Below are 19577 nucleotides of genomic sequence, written 5' to 3'. Positions count from 1 at the left end.
CGCTCATTCGCCGGGGCGATAGGTCCGCTCCGTGTGGCCCTGCAACTGGGCGTCGGTGAAATAGACCGGGCGGAAATCGTGGGTGCGATAACGCTCGGCCTGATCGCGGAAATGTGGGGAGGCCGGGTTGCTGTTGATGCCGCCGGCGTGAACGGCGCGGGCTTCGGGCCCATCCTTGCCGAAGCGCACGACGGCGACGAAGCTGTTGCCGTAATCACCATACCAGCGCCTGGTGCCATCACGCGGTTTTGACCCGAAGGACGCCAGGCTGCCCCAGGTGCCGCTGGCGAAGCCGATCGGCGTGGAGGGCTGGGCGTCGTCGTAGGTCTGGTGCACATTGCCGGTCAGGCGCTGGAAACGGTTGATCTCGCCCCATGGCGTATCCCACTTGCCGAAATCGGCCGTCAGGCGGGTGACGGCGGTGTCGAGCGCGGCCAGCCGCTCCGCATCGCTGATCTTGCTGCTGGCCAGATAGACGGTGAGGCCGGTTTCGGCGCTGCGGGCGGCGGCGCCGTGGCGTTTGATCATCTCGTCACCCCAGACCATCGCCAGGGATGTGGCGACCGAGGCTTCACCGGTGCGAAAATCCCAGGCCTTCAGCGTTGCGGCGGGTGCAGCGAGTCGCGTTTTCAAGGCATCGCCGGCCGGCAATGCGTCCCAGGCCTTGACGACGCCGGGGATGGTATCGGCAAAGCCTTGCAGGAATGGGTCGTACGCAGCGGTGAGCAGGCTGGTGAGATCGAATTTCCGGTCCCCGCTCAGCAGCCGCAGCGCATTGGGGCCGCGCGGATTCTCGCCGGCCTTGTCCATGTAGCGCGGGAAGGCGGCCTGCGGCGGGCTGTCCGGCCCGGCGGCGGTCCATGGCCAGTTGTTGGTGTTGAACACAAAACCGCTCTTCGGGTTGGCGACGCTGGGCAGTTCTTCCAGGCTGTGCTCGCCCTGCCAATCGGTGGCGGGATCGGCGCCATCGACAGGCTTGCTCCAGTCGAAACGATTGTCGCGCACCGGCACGAATTGTGGGTGGAGATAGGCGATCTCGCCCTTGGCTGACGCGAACAGCGTGGCGTTGGACGAATTGGCGCGGCGCGCGGCGACCCGCATATAGCTGGCGAGATCGCGGGTTTTGGTGCGCAGGAAGCTTTGTTCCAGCGCCGGCACCGGGCGGTGCATCAGCGCGATGGCGATCCATTTGCCATTCTCGCTGCGGATCACCGGCCCCTGGTGTGACCGCCAGGTGGTGAAACGGCGCGATTGCAGGCTGCCGTCGGCCGCCTTGAAGGGAATGGCGATGGTCTTTTCGACCAGTGGCCGCCAATCGGTGCCATACAGATAATGCGGCTTGCCGCCGCGCTGTTCGACGGTGAGCGCGAATTCATCGATATTGTCGACGCCCGACGAGGTGTGCATCCAGCCGACATGGCGGTTGAAGCCCTGATAGACGAAGAACTGCCCCCAGGTGCTGGCGCCATAGGCATCGAGGCCCTGACCGCTTTCGACCTTGGCTTCGGAGCGGAAATAGAAGCTGGTGTGCGGGTTGATCAGCAGCAGCGCGTCGCCCGATGTGCTGCGGCTGGGGGCCAGCGCGAAGCCGTTGGAGCCTGACGGTTCCGGGCGCTCACTGCCCAGATCGATAGCGGACAGTTTCGCCGGCTGGCCGGTGTAGAACGCCTCCAACTGGGCGAGGTTGATGCTTTCGATGTCGCCGCCGATGCTGCCTTCGGAAAAGCTGAGCGCCATCCAGGGTTCGAAGCGGGTGATGACGCGCGGTTTCACTTGCGGGTTGGTGGCGAGATAATGGTTCAGCGCATCGGCCCAGGCGACGCACAGCGATTTCAGCCAGCCGGGTGCGCGCTTGTAATCGGCTTGCAGCTCGGCCGGATCGATGAACAATTTCATGCGCAGATCGCGCCAGATTGCCGCTTCGCCTTCGGTTTCGGCGAGGCGGCCCATGGCATTGATGAAATTGGTTTCGACGCGGTGGAAATCATCCTCGGCCTGGGCGTGGATCATGCCGAACACGGCGTCGGCGTCGGTCTTGCCCTTGATGTGCGGGATGCCGAAATCGTCACGGGTGATGGTGACGGCGGCCTTGCGCTGGTCCCAACGGTCGGTTTCGGGGGAGGCGAGCGCCGGCGCGGACAGGAGCAGGGCGAGCAGGAAGCGGTGTGCGATCATGCCGCAACGCTAGTCAGCCGGTCCTCCTTGGGCAAGAGGGCGAGGCCCGCGGCGCTGACGATTGCGGCGCCGGCGAGATACCAGCCGACGGCGCCGATGCCATATTGGCTGGCCAGCGCCTGGCCGATCACCGGCGTGAGGCCGCCGCCGATGATGCCGCCCATGTTGAAGGCAACGCTGGCGCCGGTATAGCGCACACGCGCCGGAAACAGGCCGGGCAGGAAGGCGCCCAATGGCCCATAGACGAAGCCCATCACGAACAGGCTGAGCGCCAGGAAGGCGAACACGCCGCCGCTGCCGGCCTGCATCAGCGGGCCCATCGCGGCGCCGACCCCGATGCTGGCGATACTGCCGATCATCAGCACGCGATTGGGGGAACTGCGATCGGACAGATAACCGGCGAGGATGATGCCGGCGGCGAGAAACAGGATGGCGCCCAATTGCAATTGCAGGAACGCGCTGCGCGTGTAGCCCAGCGCCGTCGTGCCATAGCCGAGCGCGAAGGCGGTCGCGATGTAGAAGATGGCAAAGCAGGTGACGGCCGCAGCGATGCCGCACAAGGTGGCGCGGCCGTGGTGGCGGATGAGTTCGGCGAGCGGCACGGCGGGGGGCTTTTCGTGGCGCGCCATCGCAGCGAAGGCCGGCGTTTCCAATATGTTGAGCCGCACCCACAGGCCGATGCCGACGAGCAGGATGGAGCCGGCAAACGGCAGCCGCCAGCCCCAATCGATGAACTGGCCATCGTCCAGCCACAGGCCCAGCGCCAGGAACAGGCCGTTCGCCGCGATGAAGCCCACCGGCGCGCCCAATTGCGGGAACATGCCATAGCGGCCGCGCCAGCCCGGCGGGGCATTTTCCACCGCCAGCAGCGCCGCGCCGCCCCATTCACCGCCCAGGCCAAAGCCCTGCCCGAAGCGCAGCAGGCACAGCAGCACCGGCGCGGCCACGCCGATGACGGCATAGGTCGGCAGGAAGGTGATGGCGAAGGTCGATCCGCCCATCAGCAGCAGCGAGGCGACCAACGTGGATTTGCGGCCGAGCCGATCGCCATAATGACCGAACACCAGCGCGCCGATCGGGCGGGCGACGAAGGCGACGGCAAAGCTGGCGAAGCTGAGCAGCAGTTGCAGATCGGCGTTGTCGGACGGGAAGAACAACGGCCCGAACACCAGCGCGGCGGCGGTGGCGTAGATATAGAAATCATAGAATTCGACCGCCGTGCCGACGAGGCTGGCGGCGAGAATGCGGGAGGGCGGGGCCGGCTTCACCATAAACACCCAGTCATCCTGAACTTGTTTCAGGATCCATGGGACGCGTGCCCCAAAGGGCATGCATTGCGGGGCGCTGATCCCATGGATGCTGAAACAAGTTCAGCATGACGTGTTCTTCCTGGTGGGGGTCCTCACAACCACGGCGCCTTCGCATCCAGCGCCAGCATGGCGGCGGGCTGGTTGCGCTGGGACACGACCGCCCACTCAGCGCCCTTCACCATCACTTCGGGCACCAACGGCCGCGAATTATAGGTGCTGGCCATGGTCGCGCCATAGGCGCCGGCGGTCATGAAGGCGACGAGATCGCCGGCCTGTACATCCTCGATCTCGCGATCGGTGGCGAAGGTGTCGCCGGTCTCGCAGATCGGGCCGACAACCGTTGCGGTGGTGCGCGCCGTCTTGGGCCGCACGGCCAATATGTCGTGCCAGGCGTTGTACAGCGACGGGCGCAGCAGATCGTTCATCGCGGCATCGACCACCACGAAATGGCGCGAGGCGCCTTCCTTGGTCAGGATCACTTCGGACACCAGCACGCCGGCATTGCCGACGATCATGCGGCCGGGTTCAAACATCAGCCGCCACGGCCAGCCGGCGGTGGCGCGCGACACCATTGCGGCATAATCGGCCGGGCTGGGCGGCGGCGGCAGGTCGCGCTGATAGGGCACGCCGAGCCCGCCGCCGACATCGATGCGCTTGATGGCATGGCCGGCCGCTTCGAGGTCGCGGGCCAGGGCGCCCAGCTTGCGGATCGTGTCTTCCACCGGGCTGAGATCGGTCAACTGGCTGCCGATATGCGCGGCGAGGCCCACCGGGCGCAGATGGGCGTGTGCGGCAGCCTGCGCGAAGGCGGCGGGCAGGCGTTCCCAGGGGATACCGAACTTGGCATCGGCGCCGCCAGTGCTGATCTTGCCGTGGGTCTTGGGGTCCACCGCCGGGTTGATGCGGATGGCCAGTTCCACTGTTGCGCCCTTGGCCGCCGCAACCTGCGCCAGCATGTCGATCTCCGCTTCGGATTCGACATTGAACTGCAATATGCCAGCCTCGATGCCGGCAGCGAGTTCGGCGCGCGTCTTGCCGACGCCGGAAAACACGATGCGCTGTGCGGGGATGCCGGCGGCGCGCGCGCGCGCCAGTTCGCCGCTGGAAACGACATCGGCACCGGCGCCCAGCCGCGCGACCGTGGCCAGCACGGCGAGATTGGGATTGGATTTGACGGCGAAGGCCACCAGCGGATCACCGCTGCCAAGGCCCGCGACGGCATCGCGGAAAACGGTATAATGCCGCTCGATGGTGGCGCTGCTGTAACAGTAGAATGGCGTGCCGACGCTGGCGGCCAGCATTTCAAGGCTGACATCTTCGGCGTGCATCACGCCGTCGCGAAACTGGAAATGGTCCATGGCGGGTCTTTACTGGCGGGGGGGCGGCAGGTTGAACGGATCATTGCCGCGTTCGGGCAGCGGGCCCTGATTGTCATCGACGCGCTGCGGCACGGCCTGCGGATCGAGCTGCAGCATTTCCTGCGGGGTGGCGGCGCGAATCTGTGTGGCGCCGCGCTGCGGGGCGGGGCGGCCGGCTTGCGGCTCCAGCGCGCCCTGCTTGCCGCAGGCGCCAAGCGTGATTGGCAGCAGCAGCGCAGCCAGGGCGAGCGCGCGCCTCACAGCCGCGCCCTGGCGGCGGTAATCGCCGCGCGCACATTGGCCGGTGCCGTGCCGCCGAAGCTGGTGCGGCTGGCCACGCTGGCCTCCACGCTCAGCACATCGCGCACCGCCGGCGTGATGCGCGCATCGATGGCGGCGAGTTCGGCATCGGTCAGCCCATTCAGGTCGCTGCCCTTGGCTTCGGCGGCCTTCACGCAATTGCCGGTGATTTCATGGGCTTCGCGGAACGGCACGCCAGCCACCCGCACCAGCCAGTCGGCCAGATCGGTGGCGGTGGAAAAGCCGCTGTTGGCGGCTTGGCGCAGCTTTGCGGGGTTGAAGCTGATGGTTTCCATCATCCCGGTCATCGCGGCGAGGCACAGGCCAAGATCATCATAGGCGGCAAACACCGTCACCTTGTCGTCCTGCATGTCCTTGGAATAGGCCAGCGGCAGGCCCTTCATGACCACCGAAAGGCGGGTGTAGGCGGCGAGGAACGCACCCGATTTGGCGCGCACCAGCTCTGCGGCATCGGGGTTGCGCTTTTGCGGCATGATGCTGCTGCCGGTAGACCAGGCATCGGGCAGGGTGATGAACCCATAAGGCTGGCTGGCCCAGATGATGATTTCCTCGGCCAGGCGCGACAGGTGCAGCCCGGTCATGTGGGTGGCGGCCAGATATTCCAGCGCGAAATCCCGATCCGATACGCTGTCCAGGCTGTTGCGAGTCGGGCCGGCAAAGCCCAGCGCGCTTGCTGTCATCTGCCGGTCGATCGGGAAGCTGGTGCCGGCCAGTGCGGCGGCGCCCAGCGGGCTTTCGTCCATGCGCTGCGCCGCATCGGCAAAGCGGCCGCGATCCCGGCCGAACATCTCGACATAGGCCATCAGATGGTGGCCCAGCGTGACGGGCTGCGCGACCTGCAAGTGCGTGAAGCCGGGCATGATCGTGTCGGCATGTTCCTCGGCGCGGGCCAGCAGTGCGGTGATCAGGCCCTTCAGCGCCGCATCGGCCTCCGCACAGGCGGCTTTCGTCCACAGCCGGAAATCCACCGCTACCTGATCGTTGCGGCTGCGCGCGGTGTGCAGCCGGCCGGCGGCGGGCCCGATGATCGCGCGCAGGCGGGTTTCGACATGCATGTGAATGTCTTCCAGCGCGGCGTCTTCCACCAGGCCGCCGGCTTCATATTCGGCCGCCACCTGCTGCAAGCCGGCATCGATGGCGGCGACATCTTCGGCGTTCAAGATACCGGTGGCGCCCAGCATGGCGACATGCGCGCGGCTGCCGGCGATGTCTTGACGCCACAGCCGCTTGTCGATGGCGATGGAGGCGTTTATCTCCCGCATCACTGCCGACGGGCCGGCGCCAAACCGGCCGCCCCACATGCTGTTCGTTTCCGAGGACATTATATGCGCTTGCCTCTCGCCCCTGTTGTTACCGTTGCGGCCGCCCTGCTGCTCACCGCCTGCAACGCTGGCGGCGATACGGCAAAGCCCGCCCCCCCGCAAGCCGAGGGCGCCGCGGCCCCCACCGCTGCTGCTGCGCCGGCCGCCATCAACACCATCGATCGCAGCCACGCCGGCGAACCCGGCCCGATGGCAGTAAGCTGGGAAATGAAGGGCGGCACCAAGCAGAAGCTGGGCGATCATGCCGGCATGAAGATGCTGGTCAATCTGTGGGCAACCTGGTGCGCGCCGTGCATCGCCGAAATGCCGGCGCTGGACAAATTGGCCGGCGAAGTGCCGGTGATGGTGCTGCCGATTTCGCAGGACATGGAAGGCTGGCAGGCAGTCGACAAATTCTGGGGCACTGGCAAGTTCGCCAATATCGAGACCGGGCTGGACCAGCCGGGCAGCTTTGCCGAAGCGGTGAAAGCACGCGGGCTGCCGGTGACGATCCTGTATGATGAGGAAGGCAAGGAGATCTGGCGGGTGGCCGGCACGCTGGATTGGGAATCGGCTGAGGTGCGCAAGGCGATTGTGGGGTGAGGGCTGCTCCCCTCCCGCTTGCGGGAGGGGGTGGGGGTGGGTTTTGCTGCGTGGCTGAGTTTGGGCTCGGCTGGTTACGCCCTAGTTGCGGTGTAAGGCCATTCTTCCTGTGCCGCCGTAAAGCGGACCATGATGCAGTGCTGCTTTAGTAGCTGGCATTGGGCCGGTTGCGGACAGGCAAGTTTCGGATAGTCGCACGTGGTTAGCCGCCATTCCAGACCACCGAATGGCCATGTCGGCTGTCGATCCCGTCTAAGCCATTCCATATTGGACTCGCGAAGGTCCGCGTTTGCAGGACACCATCGTGCGTCCAACCGACCATTGTGGGACAGGTAGCCAAGCGAACGCTGAGACGGCCACCCCGAACTACGAATGGTCATCCCGAAAGGCTCGGGAGGTTAGCCGTCGAACTAAGCGCGAAAGGGGACGTCGGTGATGCGATGATCAAACCGATTACAGTCCTAGCCGATTTCGACGCCGTAAACGCGCTCAGCGCCTGCCTGGTCAGCGCCTAGCGATTGCCAAAAGGTGAGAAGCTATGCTGTCGCGGTCGATCCCAAAGTGCGCGCGGCGGTGATCATCCGCACATAGCGCTACAACATTGGTGTCGGAGTCAGACCCGCCCAACGCCAATGGAATAATATGATGGGTCTCAAGATAGACAGCACCGCTGGCCATTTCGAAGCCAGGACGCTTGCACAGCTCGCATATGCCCATTGAACGACTGAGCACGCGCCGCCGCACGGCCGGATCACGGATAAACGACGTCGTGGCAACTTCTATCCGCCGAGTCTCCGTCTTTAGGGCTACATCCAAATCGAACTGATCGACATACTTTGGTCCGAGTGTTCCTCTCACCAGTAGGAGCCGACCCGTTCCAATCTCATAGTCGGCGATGGTCCAAGGCTCTGTATCCAGTTCACGAGCGCGCACCTCTGAAGGCCGAAGCCCAGGATCGTCTCGGGTGCGCTGGTTACCTGTGTTGATTATTACACGAACTGGCAGATTTTCTTTCCACGCGGTCTGAAGGGCTTCATCCACCCGTTGGGCACGCTTGGCCCATGTTGTCTTACGAGTGACGCTTCGGTGGTATTCAGCATCATCTCGGAAATTTTTTCGTTGAACGATTCTGCCATCCTCGTCTTTAATGTCAGAATGCCAGAAATTCAGAACGATCAATTTCCCTGGCTCGACGAACGCCCATTCGTAGCAATATGCCGGATTGGCTTTGGGGCCGCGCGGATCGTTGGAACTTTTAATCCAACCGGAGACATCATATCCCGCCTCCTCGACAAGATCGAATACAAGACGCCGTTGCGTCGGCTGTAAATCTGAAATTGCGACCATCTGTTTCCTTGATTCTATGAAATTATAGCTAGCACAGTCTTTCTATTCGTGAGCCGGGGATAAACAATCCGCACAAAATTTAGCGCGCGGCGTTCTCAGCCTTCGTCCGCAGCTAGGGCAGGGCGGCCCATATATAGTGATACGGTGATGCGCGATCGCATTCAAATTGGTTTCTTGAAAGCCAGTTATATCGAAATAGTAATCGAGCACTTTCTGGCGTCGGTCAGGTTCAGACTTGTTAGACAGTATGGCATTCAGCGCGTCAAACTCCGCGTCGTCAAGCATCGGTATGTCCATGGCACATCGCCAGCAGTAGATTATCTCGGACATTTCGAGTTCCTAAACATTCCCGTACGCTCATATCATCTGATAATAGAATTGTCTTGTTGAGAATGATGTGCAACCGATCATGTCCGCATTGTTTGGTTCGGATTCCAGAAGCAGACAACCTGAGATCCACCCCCCTTCTGGACATGACCATCTTGACAGCGGCTTTCGGTGGCAGGCTGATGCCCGCCCTGTCCTACAGGGGCAAAGCCTGTCATCATGCTGCTGTCCGCAGACTGTGCGCAGCGCGAAAAACATGGGTTTTCAAAGCTGATTCCTGCCGGAATCGTCAATTCAGTCAAAACTGCTTCCCGGCAAGACCGCCATCGACTGGCGCATCCGCAAGCCATCCGCAAAACATCTGCTCTTTCTCAGATCGGGACAATGCGTGCCGCAAGGGCCGCCCAAATGGGCTGAGTTTGGGCCTGGCGGCCGGCGGCTGAGCCGCCGAGTCCGCTGGATTGGGTGAAGGAAGGGAAAAGGAAGAGCGTGGCGGAGCCACGCCGTCAGACGAATCAAAAAGGGCAGCCTGAGGGCTGCCCTTTTCGTTCGCTGGCCGACCGTTCGGCGAGTCGGAAAATAGCTGACGCTATTTTCGCGCCGCCTCACTCGTTAGTGATTCATAGCATCAAAAAAGTCCTTATTATTCACCGAATCCTTCATCTTATCGAGCAGGAACTCGATCGCATCCGTCGAGCCCATCTGCATCAAGATCCGGCGCAGCACCCACATCTTGGCGAGCGTCGCCTTGTCGACCAGCAGTTCTTCCTTGCGGGTGCCGCTCTTGCCGATGTCGATGGCCGGGAACACGCGCTTGTCGGCGATCTTGCGGTCGAGGACGATTTCGCTGTTGCCGGTGCCCTTGAACTCTTCGAAAATCACTTCATCCATGCGGCTGCCGGTGTCGATCAGCGCGGTGGAGATGATGGTGAGGCTGCCGCCTTCCTCGATGTTGCGCGCCGCACCGAAGAAGCGCTTCGGGCGCTGCAGGGCGTTGGCATCGACACCGCCGGTCAGCACCTTGCCGGAGCTTGGCACCACCGTGTTGTAGGCGCGGCCCAGGCGGGTGATGTTGTCCAGCAGGATGACCACGTCGCGCTTGTGTTCCACCAGGCGCTTGGCCTTTTCGATCACCATTTCGGCGATCTGCACGTGGCGGGTGGCCGGCTCGTCGAAGGTGGAGGAAATCACCTCGCCCTTCACCGTGCGCTGCATGTCGGTGACTTCTTCCGGGCGTTCGTCGATCAGCAGCACGATCAGGAACACTTCCGGGTGGTTGGCCGAGATGCTGCGGGCGATATTCTGCATCATCATCGTCTTGCCGACGCGCGGCGGCGCCACGATCAGGCAGCGCTGGCCCTTGCCCAGCGGCGATACGATGTCGATCACCCGGCCGGTCTTGTCCTTCACCGTGGGATCGGAGATGTCGAGATTAAGCTTCTCGTTGGGGTAAAGCGGGGTGAGATTGTCGAAATTCACCCGGTGGCGCACGGCTTCGGGATCATCGAAATTGATGTTGGTCACCCGGGTCAGCGCGAAATAGCGTTCGCCATTCTGCGGGCCCTTGATCTCGCCTTCCACCGTATCGCCGGTGCGCAGGCCAAACCGGCGCAGGATCTGCGGGTTGACATAGATATCGTCCGGCCCGGCCAGATAATTGGATTGCGCCGAGCGCAGGAAGCCGAAGCCATCGGGCATCACTTCGATGGTGCCGCTGCCCATCACTTCGGTGCCGGCTTCGGCCGCGGCCTTCAGGATGCCGAAGATGATATCCTGCTTGCGCAGCGTGGAGGCGTTTTCGACGCCCATTTCCTCGGCCATGGCCACCAGGTCGGCCGGCGAGGTTTTTTTCAGTTCTTGCAGGTGCATGTGCACGCTTCCCAAAGCTTGTTGTGCTGGCACGGGCGCTGAGCGGCCGGCGATGATATTCAAGGTGGAAGGCCGTTGTCGCACACCAGGACGGGCGCGGGCCTGTGATGGGCCGTAGTGTGCAGGCGGGGCAGCGTCAAGCGCGCTTGTGAGGACGCGGCTGACGATGATAGCACAGGTCTGATCTTCAGCAGGAGCAATGCGATGCCAGTGGAAGCCCTGGGGCCCTATGACAAGGACAATATCTTCGCCCGCATCCTGCGCGGCGAAATCCCCTGCCGCAAAGTGCATGAGACTGAGTATGCGCTGGCCTTTCATGACATCAATCCGCAGGCGCCGGTGCATGTGCTGGTGATCCCCAAGGGGCCGTATCGCAGTTGGGCGGATTTTTCGCACCTTGCCAGCGAAGCGGAGATTGCCGGCTTCGTGCGTGCCGTGGGTGAGGTGGCGCGGATGCTGGAGCTGGAAGCACCGGGTTATCGCCTGCTGGCCAATGCCGGGCTGGCTGCGCACCAGGAGGTGCCGCACCTGCATGTGCATGTGTTTGGTGGCAAACCGCTGGGGCCGATGCTGGTGCGGTGAGCTTTTACCATCTCCCGAAAAGGGAGAGGGGTTAGTGGTGCGCTTCGCCCATGCCGCGGATGGCGCTGATCTTGGTGTGCAGCGGCGCCCAGTCGTCACGGTCGGCGATGGCGGTCCAGATGGCTTCCACTTCGTCGATCAGCATGGTGCAGGGGGCGTCGTCGGCCCAGTAGGCGTGAGTAGGCACATCGGCCGCGAAATCGGGAATCAACGCCAGAAAATCGGTGAAGCCTTCGTGGCTGTAATGATGGTCCGCCGGGGATTGGCCGCGCCGCATGCCGCAGCGCCAATCGAAAAAGAAGCGATCCGGGTCCATCTGCGTGGCGACCAGTGCGGCCTGGATGGCATCCACCAGCGTCTCGTCACGATCTGCTCCCAGGCGTTTGACGCCCAACCGGCCGAGCACGGCATCCGACAGCGCTGCGCGGTAACGCTGTGGGTAGGTTTCCAGCGGACCTTTCAGTTCATCGACTTCGGCGATCAGGCGCAGTGCATTGGCGAGTTGATAGAGATTCCATTGCAGTGCCTCGGCTTGCCGCCCGAACGCATAAAGCCCGCCATGATCGAAATAGGCCGCCGTGAAGCCGGCAGCCCAGGCCGGCGCAAACCGCCACGGCCCGTAATCGAAGCTTTCGCCGGTGATGTTGATATTGTCGGTGTTGAGCACGCCATGGACGAAGCCGGCGGCCATATATTGGGCTGCCAATCGCGCGGCGCCTTGTACGGCGTGATCGACCAGCGCCGCCACCGGGGTCGGGCCTCTGGCCTCTGGCGCGAGGTTGGTCAGGCAATATTCGACGAGGGCATGCAGGCCGTCGCGATTCTGGTGGAAGGCCTGGCGCTGGAAACTGCCGTAGCGGATGTGGCTGTGGTTCAGTCGCACCAGCACCGCCGAGCGCGTGGGCGAGGGTTCATCGCCGCGCACCAGCCGCTCACCGGTTTCGATGACGCTGAAGGTGCGGCTGGTGTTCACCCCCAAGGCTTCCAGCATTTCGGTGGCCAGGATTTCGCGCACGGCGCCCTTCAGGGTCAGGCGGCCGTCACCGGCGCGGCTCCAGGGGGTGGTGCCGCTGCCCTTGGTGCCCAGATCCATCAGCCGGCCGGCACCATCACGCATCTGGGCAAACAGGAAGCCGCGGCCATCGCCGAGATCGGGGTTGTAGCTGCGGAACTGGTGGCCGTGATAGCGCAGCGCCAGCGGCTGCGGCAGGCTGCCGGGCAGCGGTGCAAAGCGGCCGAAATGATCGAGCCACTGCGCGTCGCTGAGCTGATCGAGGCCAACGCTTGCTGCGGCGCGATCATTGCGGAAGCGCAGGTTGGTCTGCGGAAAATCCGCTGCTGTCACCGGATCGAAAAAATCCGGGCCAAGCGACAGGATGCTGGTTTCGGGCTGGAAGCGCGTCATGGCATTGGTATCGCCGGTACGGCGCCGTCAGGCCAGACGATATCCACTGCCAGCGCGCACGAAGCGGATGGTTTCGCGCTCGATCCGGTCAGCTTCTTCCGGGCTCGGCGCGCACAGCCAGCGATCAATGGCATCGCCCACGATGTGATGGGTGAAACTGGCGGCCAGATCGATCTCCACGTCGGTAACGCCTTGCTTGTTCAGCACTGCGGTGAGGTGGCGTTGAATCCAGTTGGTCGTCACTTCCTTGGCGGCATGATAGAAAGGCTCGGCGTCCGGCGTGGCAGCCATCTTGGATTTGGGGCCACATTCGGCGCAATCCCCCTCCATGCCTTCCCAGATCATGTTGTCGCGCACGAACCGCAGAACGCGCGGGATGGTGATATCCGGCTCTAGTTCCTCCAGCGTGTAACCGGCTTCCATCGCTTCGATCATGGCTTCGCCATGGCGGCGGCCAAGCTCTTCGAGCAGCGCCTTTTTCGAACCGAAATGATAGAAGATGGAGCCTTCCGAAACATCGGCTTCACGGGCGATATCGGCGGTGCCGGTGTTCGCGAAGCCTTGCCTTGAAAACAGCATATGGGCTGCGGCCAGAACCCGCGACTTGGTTTCGGCCGGATCATAGCGGCGGGCGCGCATGTCTGGCGCCTTGGCCAGAGACTTGGCGGATGCCGCCGCGCTGCGGCTGCTGCGGGCCGGAGCCGACGAACGGGAATCAAGAGCACGCGTTGCCACGATTGACGATCTTCCTTACCCCCACGGTAAGGGCTTTCTATAGCGCGGGAGTTGAGTCAGAGTCAAAATCATGGCGACCGCTGCTGCCTCATCTCGCCTGTTGCCGGCTGCCGGCTGGCAGGCTGGCCATGTCTGGTCGCCGGACAATGTGCGGCTGTGCTGGCATGATCATATGGCGCCAAGCGTGCCAAAACAACGGCCTGCATTGCTGTGTCTGCCCGGTCTGACCCGCAACGGCAGCGATTTCGTGCATCTTGCCGAGCAGTTGGGCACGCAATGGCGCATTGTCGCCGTTGATCTGCGCGGGCGCGGCGAATCGGGCTGGGCGCGGGATTCGCTGTCCTATGTGTCGCTGACCTATCTGCGCGATTTGTCGCTGCTGATCGATGCGGCCGGGCTGCAGCGTTTTGTGGTGCTGGGATCATCGTTGGGCGGTTTGCTGGCGCTGCGGCTGACGACGGCGCACCGCGCAGCGATGGCTGGCGCGATCCTGAATGATATCGGCCCGGCGATCGAGCCGGACGGGCTGGCACGGCTGCGCGCCAATGTCGGGCGCGGCGGCAATTGGCCGACCTGGGTGCATGCGGCGCGCGACCTGGCGGTGCGCAATTTGGCCATCTATCCCGATTGGGGGCTGAATGACTGGCTGGCCTTTGCCAAGCGCCTGTGCCGGATCAGTCCCCAGGGCCGCATCATCTTCGATTATGATCCGCGCATCGCCGAGCCGTTCCGGTTGCCGCACGGCGATGCCGGCGCCGATTACTGGGCCGCGTATGACAGCCTCGCCGGCTTGCCGGTGCTGTCGATTCGGGCCGAGCGTTCGGATGTGCTGTCGGCGGCAACGCAAGCCGAAATGGCGCGGCGCCTGCCTGGCCTGACCTGCTTGACGGTGCCGCGTGTCGGCCATCCACCGAGCCTGACCGAGCCGGCGGTGATGGCCGCGCTGGGTGGGTTCCTGGAAGGGATATCATGACGCCGCGCAGGATCGTGCTGGCCTGGGTGGAGGCGTTCAACATCGGCGATGTCGATGGCCTGGCGGCGCTTTATGCCCCCGACGCGGTCAATCACCAGATGGCCTATGGGCCGTTGGCGGGCCGGGACGCGATCCGCGCCATGTTCGCGATGGAGTTCGGCCGTGCGCAGATGGTCTGCGTGATCGAGCAGTTGCTGGTCGATGGCGAATGGGCGGTGCTGGAATGGTCCGACCCGAAGGGCTTTCGCGGCTGCGGCTTTTTCCGGGTGCAGGGCGGGCTTATCGTGTTTCAGCGCGGCTATTTCGATCGGCTGCAATTTTATGAAGCGCACGGCATTGATGTGGCAGAGGCAGCAGCAACTGAAGCTGCGATGAAACAGGGGAAGACGACATGATCCGTAAAGTGTGGAAACTGGCCCGCCGCCCGGTTGGCGACATCGCCGACAGCGATCTGGAACTGGTGACCGAAACCCTGCCCGATCTGGCCGAAGGGCAGATCCTGCTGCAGGTGATCTATATCAGCCTCGATCCCACCAACCGCATCTGGATGAGCGACATGGAGCAGTACATGCCCCCCGTTGCCATCGGGGCGCCGATGCGCGCCGGCGTGTGTGGCCGGGTGATCGCCAGCCGCAAGCCTGGGGTTTCGGAAGGCCAGATCATGGCGGGCCTGGGCGAATGGGCGGATCATATCGTTTCGGATGGCAGCTTCCTGTCGCCGCTGCCCGAATTGCCGGGCGTGCCGCTGGCCGCCACCTATGGCACGCTGGCGCTGGTTGGGCCGACCGCCTATTTCGGCCTGCTGGATATCGGCCAGCCCAAGCCCGGCGAGACTCTGGTGGTGTCGGCGGCGGCCGGCGGCGTCGGGCAGATCGTCGGCCAGATCGGCAAGATCAAGGGCTGCAAGGTGATCGGCATCGCGGGGGGCCGCGCCAAGTGCGATTATGTGGTGAACGAATTGGGCTTCGATGCCTGCATCGATTACAAGAACGAAGACGTTGGCGCGGCGCTGGATCGGTTGGCACCGGACGGGATCGACATCAATTTCGAGCAGGTCGGCGGCCCGATCATGGTCGAGGTGCTGAAACGCATGAAATTGTTCGGCCGGGTGCCGCTGTGCGGAATGATCTCCACCTACAACGATGTGAACCCCACCGAAGAGCCGGGCTTCTGGACGATGATCCTGATGCGGCGGCTGGCGATCCGCGGTTTCATCGTGACGGATTTTGCGCCGCGCTTTGCCGAAAGCGGCGCCGCGCTGGCGGGCTGGATGCTGGGCGGGCAGCTCAAAACCCGCCAGGACATCCGCCCCGGCCTGGAGAACGCCGTTGCGACGGTGCGCGAGCTTTATACCGGCGGCAATTTCGGCAAGTTGCTGATCGAGGTGAGTGCGCCTTAAGCCGTCCACCCTCCGAACGGCAGGATCGGCGCCAGTCGTGCCAGCGTTTCGCCATCGCCGCGCAGCCGCGCCCGAAACGCGTTCTCCACGATGCAGGCCTGTTGTTCGAGGCCGTAGCGATTGAAGGGCTTCCCCGGCACGATGGCATAGCGATAGCGCGCCCACGGCGGCCGGCGCAGGGCCAGGTGGCCGTCCGTCTGCACCTGCCACACATGCACCAGTTCATGGACGAAATGCGCCTGAAAGCCCGGCGAGGCGGCGGCATAATCGGCGCACCAGTTGGGGCCGTTGGGGTGGCACCAGATATGGCCATCGGGCGCCATCGTCACCCACCAGGGGTGCAGCGCATACCATTTGGCGCGGCGCACCGTCACCCGCCCCAGGTCCAGCGCATCGCCGAACACACTGGCCGCCAGCGCGGTTTCGCCGACGGTCAGCCGGCGTACCTGCGGCACAGAGTCATCATGTTTGCCCATCATTGGTTCCGTTAATCGCTTGGTCGCCGTCTTGCAGCCCCGGATTCGCTTCCTATATCGCCCCCATACGAACTGCTCGATGTGAACGGTCGGGGGCACCGGCCAATATTGCCAACCAGGGACGATCCTGCCGCGCTGCCTTCATGGGGCGCATGGGGTTCGGGCCCACAGAACAAGGAAGCGCCGAGATGGCAAAAGTTATCGGGATCGATCTGGGCACCACCAACAGCTGCGTGGCCGTGATGGAAGGCTCTGCGCCGCGCGTGATTGAAAATGCCGAAGGCGCGCGCACCACGCCGTCGCAGGTCGCCTTCACCAAGGATGGCGAGCGTCTGGTCGGCCAGCCGGCCAAGCGCCAGGCCGTCACCAACCCGTCGAACACCGTATTTGCCGTGAAGCGCCTGATCGGCCGCCGCTTCGATGATCCGTTGACTGCCAAGGATGCCGAACTGGTGCCCTATCAGATCGCGCGCGGCAGCAATGGCGATGCCTGGGTGCATGCCGGTGGCCAGGATTACAGCCCGTCGCAGATTTCCGCCTTCATCCTGCAGAAGATGAAGGAAACCGCCGAATCCTATCTCGGCGAAACCGTGACGCAGGCCGTCATCACCGTGCCGGCCTATTTCAACGACGCGCAGCGCCAGGCCACCAAGGACGCCGGCAAGATCGCTGGCCTGGAAGTGCTGCGCATCATCAACGAGCCGACCGCCGCCGCGCTGGCCTATGGCCTCGACAAGAAGAATGATGCCCGCACTGTGGCCGTGTACGATCTGGGCGGCGGTACCTTCGACATCTCCATCCTGGAACTGGGCGATGGCGTGTTCGAAGTGAAGAGCACGTCGGGCGACACCTTCCTGGGCGGTGAGGATTTCGACGCCAAGCTGGTGGAATTTCTGGCTGCCGATTTCAAGAAAGCCGAAGGCATCGATCTGACCAAGGACAAATTGGCCCTGCAGCGCCTGAAGGAAGCCGCGGAAAAGGCCAAGATCGAGCTGTCGTCCTCGGCGGCGACCGAAGTGAACCTGCCGTTCATCACCGCGGACCAGAACGGTCCTAAGCATCTGGTGAAGTCCATCACCCGCACCGATCTGGAAAAGCTGGTGCTGGATCTGATCGAGCGCACCCGCAAGCCGTGCCTGGATGCCATCAAGGAAGCCGGCGTGAAGCCGGGTGATCTGGATGAAGTGATTCTGGTTGGCGGCATGACCCGCATGCCGCGCGTGCGCGCCTTCGTGAAGGAATTGTTCGGCAAGGAGCCCAACACCAGCGTCAACCCGGATGAAGTGGTCGCCATGGGCGCCGCGATCCAGGCCGGCGTGCTGCAGGGCGATGTGAAGGACGTGCTGCTGCTCGATGTGACTCCGCTGAGCCTTGGCATCGAGACGCTGGGCGGTGTGTTCACCCGCATGATCGATCGCAACACGACGATTCCGACCAAGAAGAGCCAGGTCTATTCGACGGCCGACGACAACCAGTCGGCGGTGACGATCCGCGTGTTCCAGGGTGAGCGCGAAATGGCGGCGGACAACAAGATGTTGGGCCAGTTCGATCTGGTCGGCATTCCGCCGGCGCCGCGCGGCGTGCCGCAGATCGAGGTGACCTTCGATATCGATGCCAATGGGCTGGTGAGTGTGAACGCCAAGGACAAGGGCACCGGCAAGGAACAGCAGATCCGCATCCAGCCGTCGGGCGGGTTGAGCCAGGCCGATATCGACCAGATGGTGCGCGATGCTGAAGCCTTTGCCGAAGAAGACAAGAAGCGCCGCGCCAGCGCCGAAGCCCGCAACCAGGCCGACAGCCTGGTGCACAGCACCGAACGCCAGTTGGCCGAACATGGCGACAAACTTGCGGCCGACGTGAAGTCCAATATCGAAACCGCGATCGCCGATGTGAAATCGGTGATGGATTCGGGCGATGCCGAACTGATCAATGCCCGCGTGCAGGCGCTGGGCCAGGTCGCGATGAAGCTGGGCGAGGCGATCTATCAGGCCGAGCAGGCTGCCGCCGCCCAACCGGCGCCGGATGCGGCCAAGACCGACGATGTCGTCGACGCCGAGTTCACGGACGTGGACGAAGGCAAGCAGTAAAGGCCTGCTTCCCTCCCCTGAAGGGGAGGGGTTGGCGGTGGGGAATGGCTTTGGCCGGGGGCGGGGTGTGCATATTTGCACGGCCCCACCCCCGGCCCCTCCCCTGAAGGGGAGGGGGATTCTTGATGGCGACCGAAACCGATTATTATGAACTGCTCGAGGTGGAACGCGGTGCCGATGAGGCCGCGCTGAAATCCGCCTATCGCCGGCTGGCGATGAAATTTCACCCCGATCGCAACCCCGGCGATGCGGTGGCCGAACAGAAGTTCAAGGCGATCAGCGAAGCCTATGATGTGCTGAAGGACCCGCAGAAGCGGTCCGCCTATGATCGTTATGGTCATGCCGCTTTCCGGCAGGGCGGCGCCAATGGTTTTGGGGGCGGTGGCGGCGCGCAGGATTTCGGCGGCTTTGCCGATATTTTCGAAAGCGTGTTCGGGGAATTCATGGGCGGCGGCCAGCGCGGCGGTGGCCGGCGCGGCGGCCCGGCGCGCGGCAGCGATTTGCGCTATGATCTGGAGATGACTCTGGAGGAGGCCTATCACGGCCGCCAGGCGACATTGACCATCGATGTGGCCGCCACCTGTGAGCCATGCGGTGGCCAGGGCGCCAAGCCCGGCACATCGGCACGCGCCTGCACCACCTGCGGCGGCAATGGCCGCGTCGGCATGCGCCAGGGCCTGTTCATGGTGGAGCGGACCTGCCCGGCCTGCCATGGCCAGGGCCAGATCATCGCCGATCCCTGCACCAGTTGCGGCGGCGCCGGCCGGGTCGAAAAGCAGAAAACGCTGAATGTGAATGTGCCCAAGGGTGTGGACGATGGCACCCGCATCCGCGTCGCCAACGAAGGCGAAGCCGGCACGCGCGGCGGCCCGTCGGGCGACCTGTATATCTTCGTGCATCTGAAGGCGCATGACGTCTTCAAGCGCGACGGCACCACCTTGTTCACGGTGGCGCCGCTGTCGATCACCACGGCCGCGCTGGGCGGCGATATCGATGTGCCGGCGCTGGACCGCGAAAAGACCGTGATCAAGGTGCCGGCCGGCACCCAGACCGGCAAGCAATTCCGTGTGCGCGGCAAGGGCATGCCGGCGCTGAACAGCGGTGGTTTCGGCGATCTGGTGATCCAGGTCGAGGTGGAAACGCCGGTGAAATTGACCAAGCGCCAGCGCGAATTGCTGGAGGAATTTCAGGCGATCGAGACCAGCGAAGGCGGGCGCAACACGCCCAAGGCGCAGGGCTTTTTCGACAAGCTGAAGGACGCCTGGAACGAATTGACGGACTGAGTTTCCCCTCTCCCCCAGGGGGAGAG

18 protein-coding genes are annotated in these 19577 nt (G+C 63.7%); 8 read left to right on the top strand and 10 right to left on the bottom strand.

The window, feature by feature from the left end; genetic code table 11:
- Window positions 1–3 precede the first annotated feature (3 nt).
- From ACTIEZ_RS00815 to argH, 5 genes are all read right to left on the bottom strand, one after another.
- On the bottom strand, window positions 4–2175 hold the full coding sequence (locus ACTIEZ_RS00815; RefSeq protein ID WP_439544741.1) for a penicillin acylase family protein: 2172 nt from the start codon (window positions 2173–2175) through the stop codon (window positions 4–6).
- The gene (locus ACTIEZ_RS00810; protein WP_439545073.1) at window positions 2172–3446 is read right to left on the bottom strand and encodes an MFS transporter; all 1275 of its coding nucleotides are present in this window, start codon (window positions 3444–3446) and stop codon (window positions 2172–2174) included. Before ACTIEZ_RS00810 ends, ACTIEZ_RS00815 begins: the two co-directional genes overlap by 4 nt.
- Window positions 3447–3577: 131 nt before the next feature.
- Window positions 3578–4843, bottom strand: coding sequence for a diaminopimelate decarboxylase (lysA, locus tag ACTIEZ_RS00805; protein WP_439544740.1), 1266 nt, complete (start codon window positions 4841–4843; stop codon window positions 3578–3580).
- 9 nt (window positions 4844–4852) lie between these two features.
- Window positions 4853–5104: a hypothetical protein gene (locus ACTIEZ_RS00800; RefSeq protein WP_439544739.1), complete on the bottom strand. Its 252-nt coding sequence runs from the start codon at window positions 5102–5104 to the stop codon at window positions 4853–4855.
- Entirely contained in the window at window positions 5101–6486 is a 1386-nt protein-coding gene (gene argH, locus ACTIEZ_RS00795) for an argininosuccinate lyase (RefSeq protein WP_439544738.1), read from the bottom strand. Before argH ends, ACTIEZ_RS00800 begins: the two co-directional genes overlap by 4 nt.
- A 3-nt stretch (window positions 6487–6489) precedes the next feature.
- Here argH and ACTIEZ_RS00790 point away from each other — a divergent pair, with 3 nt between their 5' ends.
- Window positions 6490–7068 (top strand): TlpA family protein disulfide reductase, encoded by a 579-nt coding sequence (locus ACTIEZ_RS00790; RefSeq protein ID WP_439544737.1) that lies wholly within the window; start codon window positions 6490–6492, stop codon window positions 7066–7068.
- Between the two features lie 504 nt (window positions 7069–7572).
- On the opposite strand, the gene ACTIEZ_RS00785 is transcribed toward ACTIEZ_RS00790, so the two are convergent.
- Window positions 7573–8415 carry an HNH endonuclease gene (locus ACTIEZ_RS00785; protein ID WP_439544736.1) on the bottom strand — a complete coding sequence of 281 codons (843 nt, stop codon included), beginning with the start codon at window positions 8413–8415 and terminating at the stop codon, window positions 7573–7575.
- A 546-nt stretch (window positions 8416–8961) separates the two neighbouring features.
- On the opposite strand from ACTIEZ_RS00785, the gene ACTIEZ_RS00780 reads away from it, so the two are divergent.
- Window positions 8962–9159, top strand: coding sequence for a hypothetical protein (locus ACTIEZ_RS00780; protein ID WP_439544735.1), 198 nt, complete (start codon window positions 8962–8964; stop codon window positions 9157–9159).
- 195 nt (window positions 9160–9354) lie between these two features.
- Here the strand turns inward: ACTIEZ_RS00780 and rho are convergent, their stop codons facing one another.
- The gene (gene rho, locus ACTIEZ_RS00775; RefSeq protein WP_439544734.1) at window positions 9355–10611 is read right to left on the bottom strand and encodes a transcription termination factor Rho; all 1257 of its coding nucleotides are present in this window, start codon (window positions 10609–10611) and stop codon (window positions 9355–9357) included.
- 204 nt (window positions 10612–10815) lie between these two features.
- On the opposite strand from rho, the gene ACTIEZ_RS00770 reads away from it, so the two are divergent.
- Complete coding sequence (locus ACTIEZ_RS00770; RefSeq protein ID WP_439544733.1) at window positions 10816–11193, top strand: histidine triad nucleotide-binding protein; 378 nt, start codon at window positions 10816–10818, stop codon at window positions 11191–11193.
- A gap of 31 nt (window positions 11194–11224) precedes the next feature.
- Here the strand turns inward: ACTIEZ_RS00770 and ACTIEZ_RS00765 are convergent, their stop codons facing one another.
- Both ACTIEZ_RS00765 and ACTIEZ_RS00760 read right to left on the bottom strand, forming a co-directional pair.
- On the bottom strand, window positions 11225–12598 hold the full coding sequence (locus tag ACTIEZ_RS00765; protein ID WP_439544732.1) for a protein adenylyltransferase SelO family protein: 1374 nt from the start codon (window positions 12596–12598) through the stop codon (window positions 11225–11227).
- Between the two features lie 27 nt (window positions 12599–12625).
- Complete coding sequence (locus tag ACTIEZ_RS00760; RefSeq protein WP_439544731.1) at window positions 12626–13333, bottom strand: TetR/AcrR family transcriptional regulator; 708 nt, start codon at window positions 13331–13333, stop codon at window positions 12626–12628.
- Between the two features lie 70 nt (window positions 13334–13403).
- On the opposite strand from ACTIEZ_RS00760, the gene ACTIEZ_RS00755 reads away from it, so the two are divergent.
- The 3 genes from ACTIEZ_RS00755 to ACTIEZ_RS00745 are packed head-to-tail and all read left to right on the top strand — an operon-like array spanning window position 13404 to window position 15705.
- The gene (locus ACTIEZ_RS00755) at window positions 13404–14306 is read left to right on the top strand and encodes an alpha/beta fold hydrolase (RefSeq protein ID WP_439544730.1); all 903 of its coding nucleotides are present in this window, start codon (window positions 13404–13406) and stop codon (window positions 14304–14306) included.
- Complete coding sequence (locus ACTIEZ_RS00750) at window positions 14303–14701, top strand: nuclear transport factor 2 family protein (RefSeq protein WP_439544729.1); 399 nt, start codon at window positions 14303–14305, stop codon at window positions 14699–14701. The genes ACTIEZ_RS00755 and ACTIEZ_RS00750 overlap by 4 nt, the downstream gene beginning before the upstream one ends.
- Window positions 14698–15705: an NADP-dependent oxidoreductase gene (locus tag ACTIEZ_RS00745; RefSeq protein ID WP_439544728.1), complete on the top strand. Its 1008-nt coding sequence runs from the start codon at window positions 14698–14700 to the stop codon at window positions 15703–15705. Before ACTIEZ_RS00750 ends, ACTIEZ_RS00745 begins: the two co-directional genes overlap by 4 nt.
- Here the strand turns inward: ACTIEZ_RS00745 and ACTIEZ_RS00740 are convergent.
- Window positions 15702–16181, bottom strand: a complete 480-nt coding sequence (locus tag ACTIEZ_RS00740) for a vgr related protein (protein ID WP_439544727.1) — start codon at window positions 16179–16181, stop codon at window positions 15702–15704. The genes ACTIEZ_RS00745 and ACTIEZ_RS00740 overlap by 4 nt on opposite strands.
- A gap of 188 nt (window positions 16182–16369) precedes the next feature.
- Between ACTIEZ_RS00740 and dnaK the strand changes: the two genes are divergently transcribed.
- Window positions 16370–18268, top strand: a complete 1899-nt coding sequence (gene dnaK / locus ACTIEZ_RS00735; RefSeq protein WP_439544726.1) for a molecular chaperone DnaK — start codon at window positions 16370–16372, stop codon at window positions 18266–18268.
- Window positions 18269–18393: 125 nt separating this feature from the next.
- Complete coding sequence (gene dnaJ, locus ACTIEZ_RS00730) at window positions 18394–19551, top strand: molecular chaperone DnaJ (RefSeq protein WP_439544725.1); 1158 nt, start codon at window positions 18394–18396, stop codon at window positions 19549–19551.
- Window positions 19552–19577 lie beyond the last annotated feature (26 nt).

The sequence above is a fragment of the Sandarakinorhabdus sp. genome, from assembly GCF_051860625.1.
Taxonomy (GTDB): domain Bacteria; phylum Pseudomonadota; class Alphaproteobacteria; order Sphingomonadales; family Sphingomonadaceae; genus Sandarakinorhabdus.
This window is presented reverse-complemented; position numbering and strand designations above follow the sequence as displayed.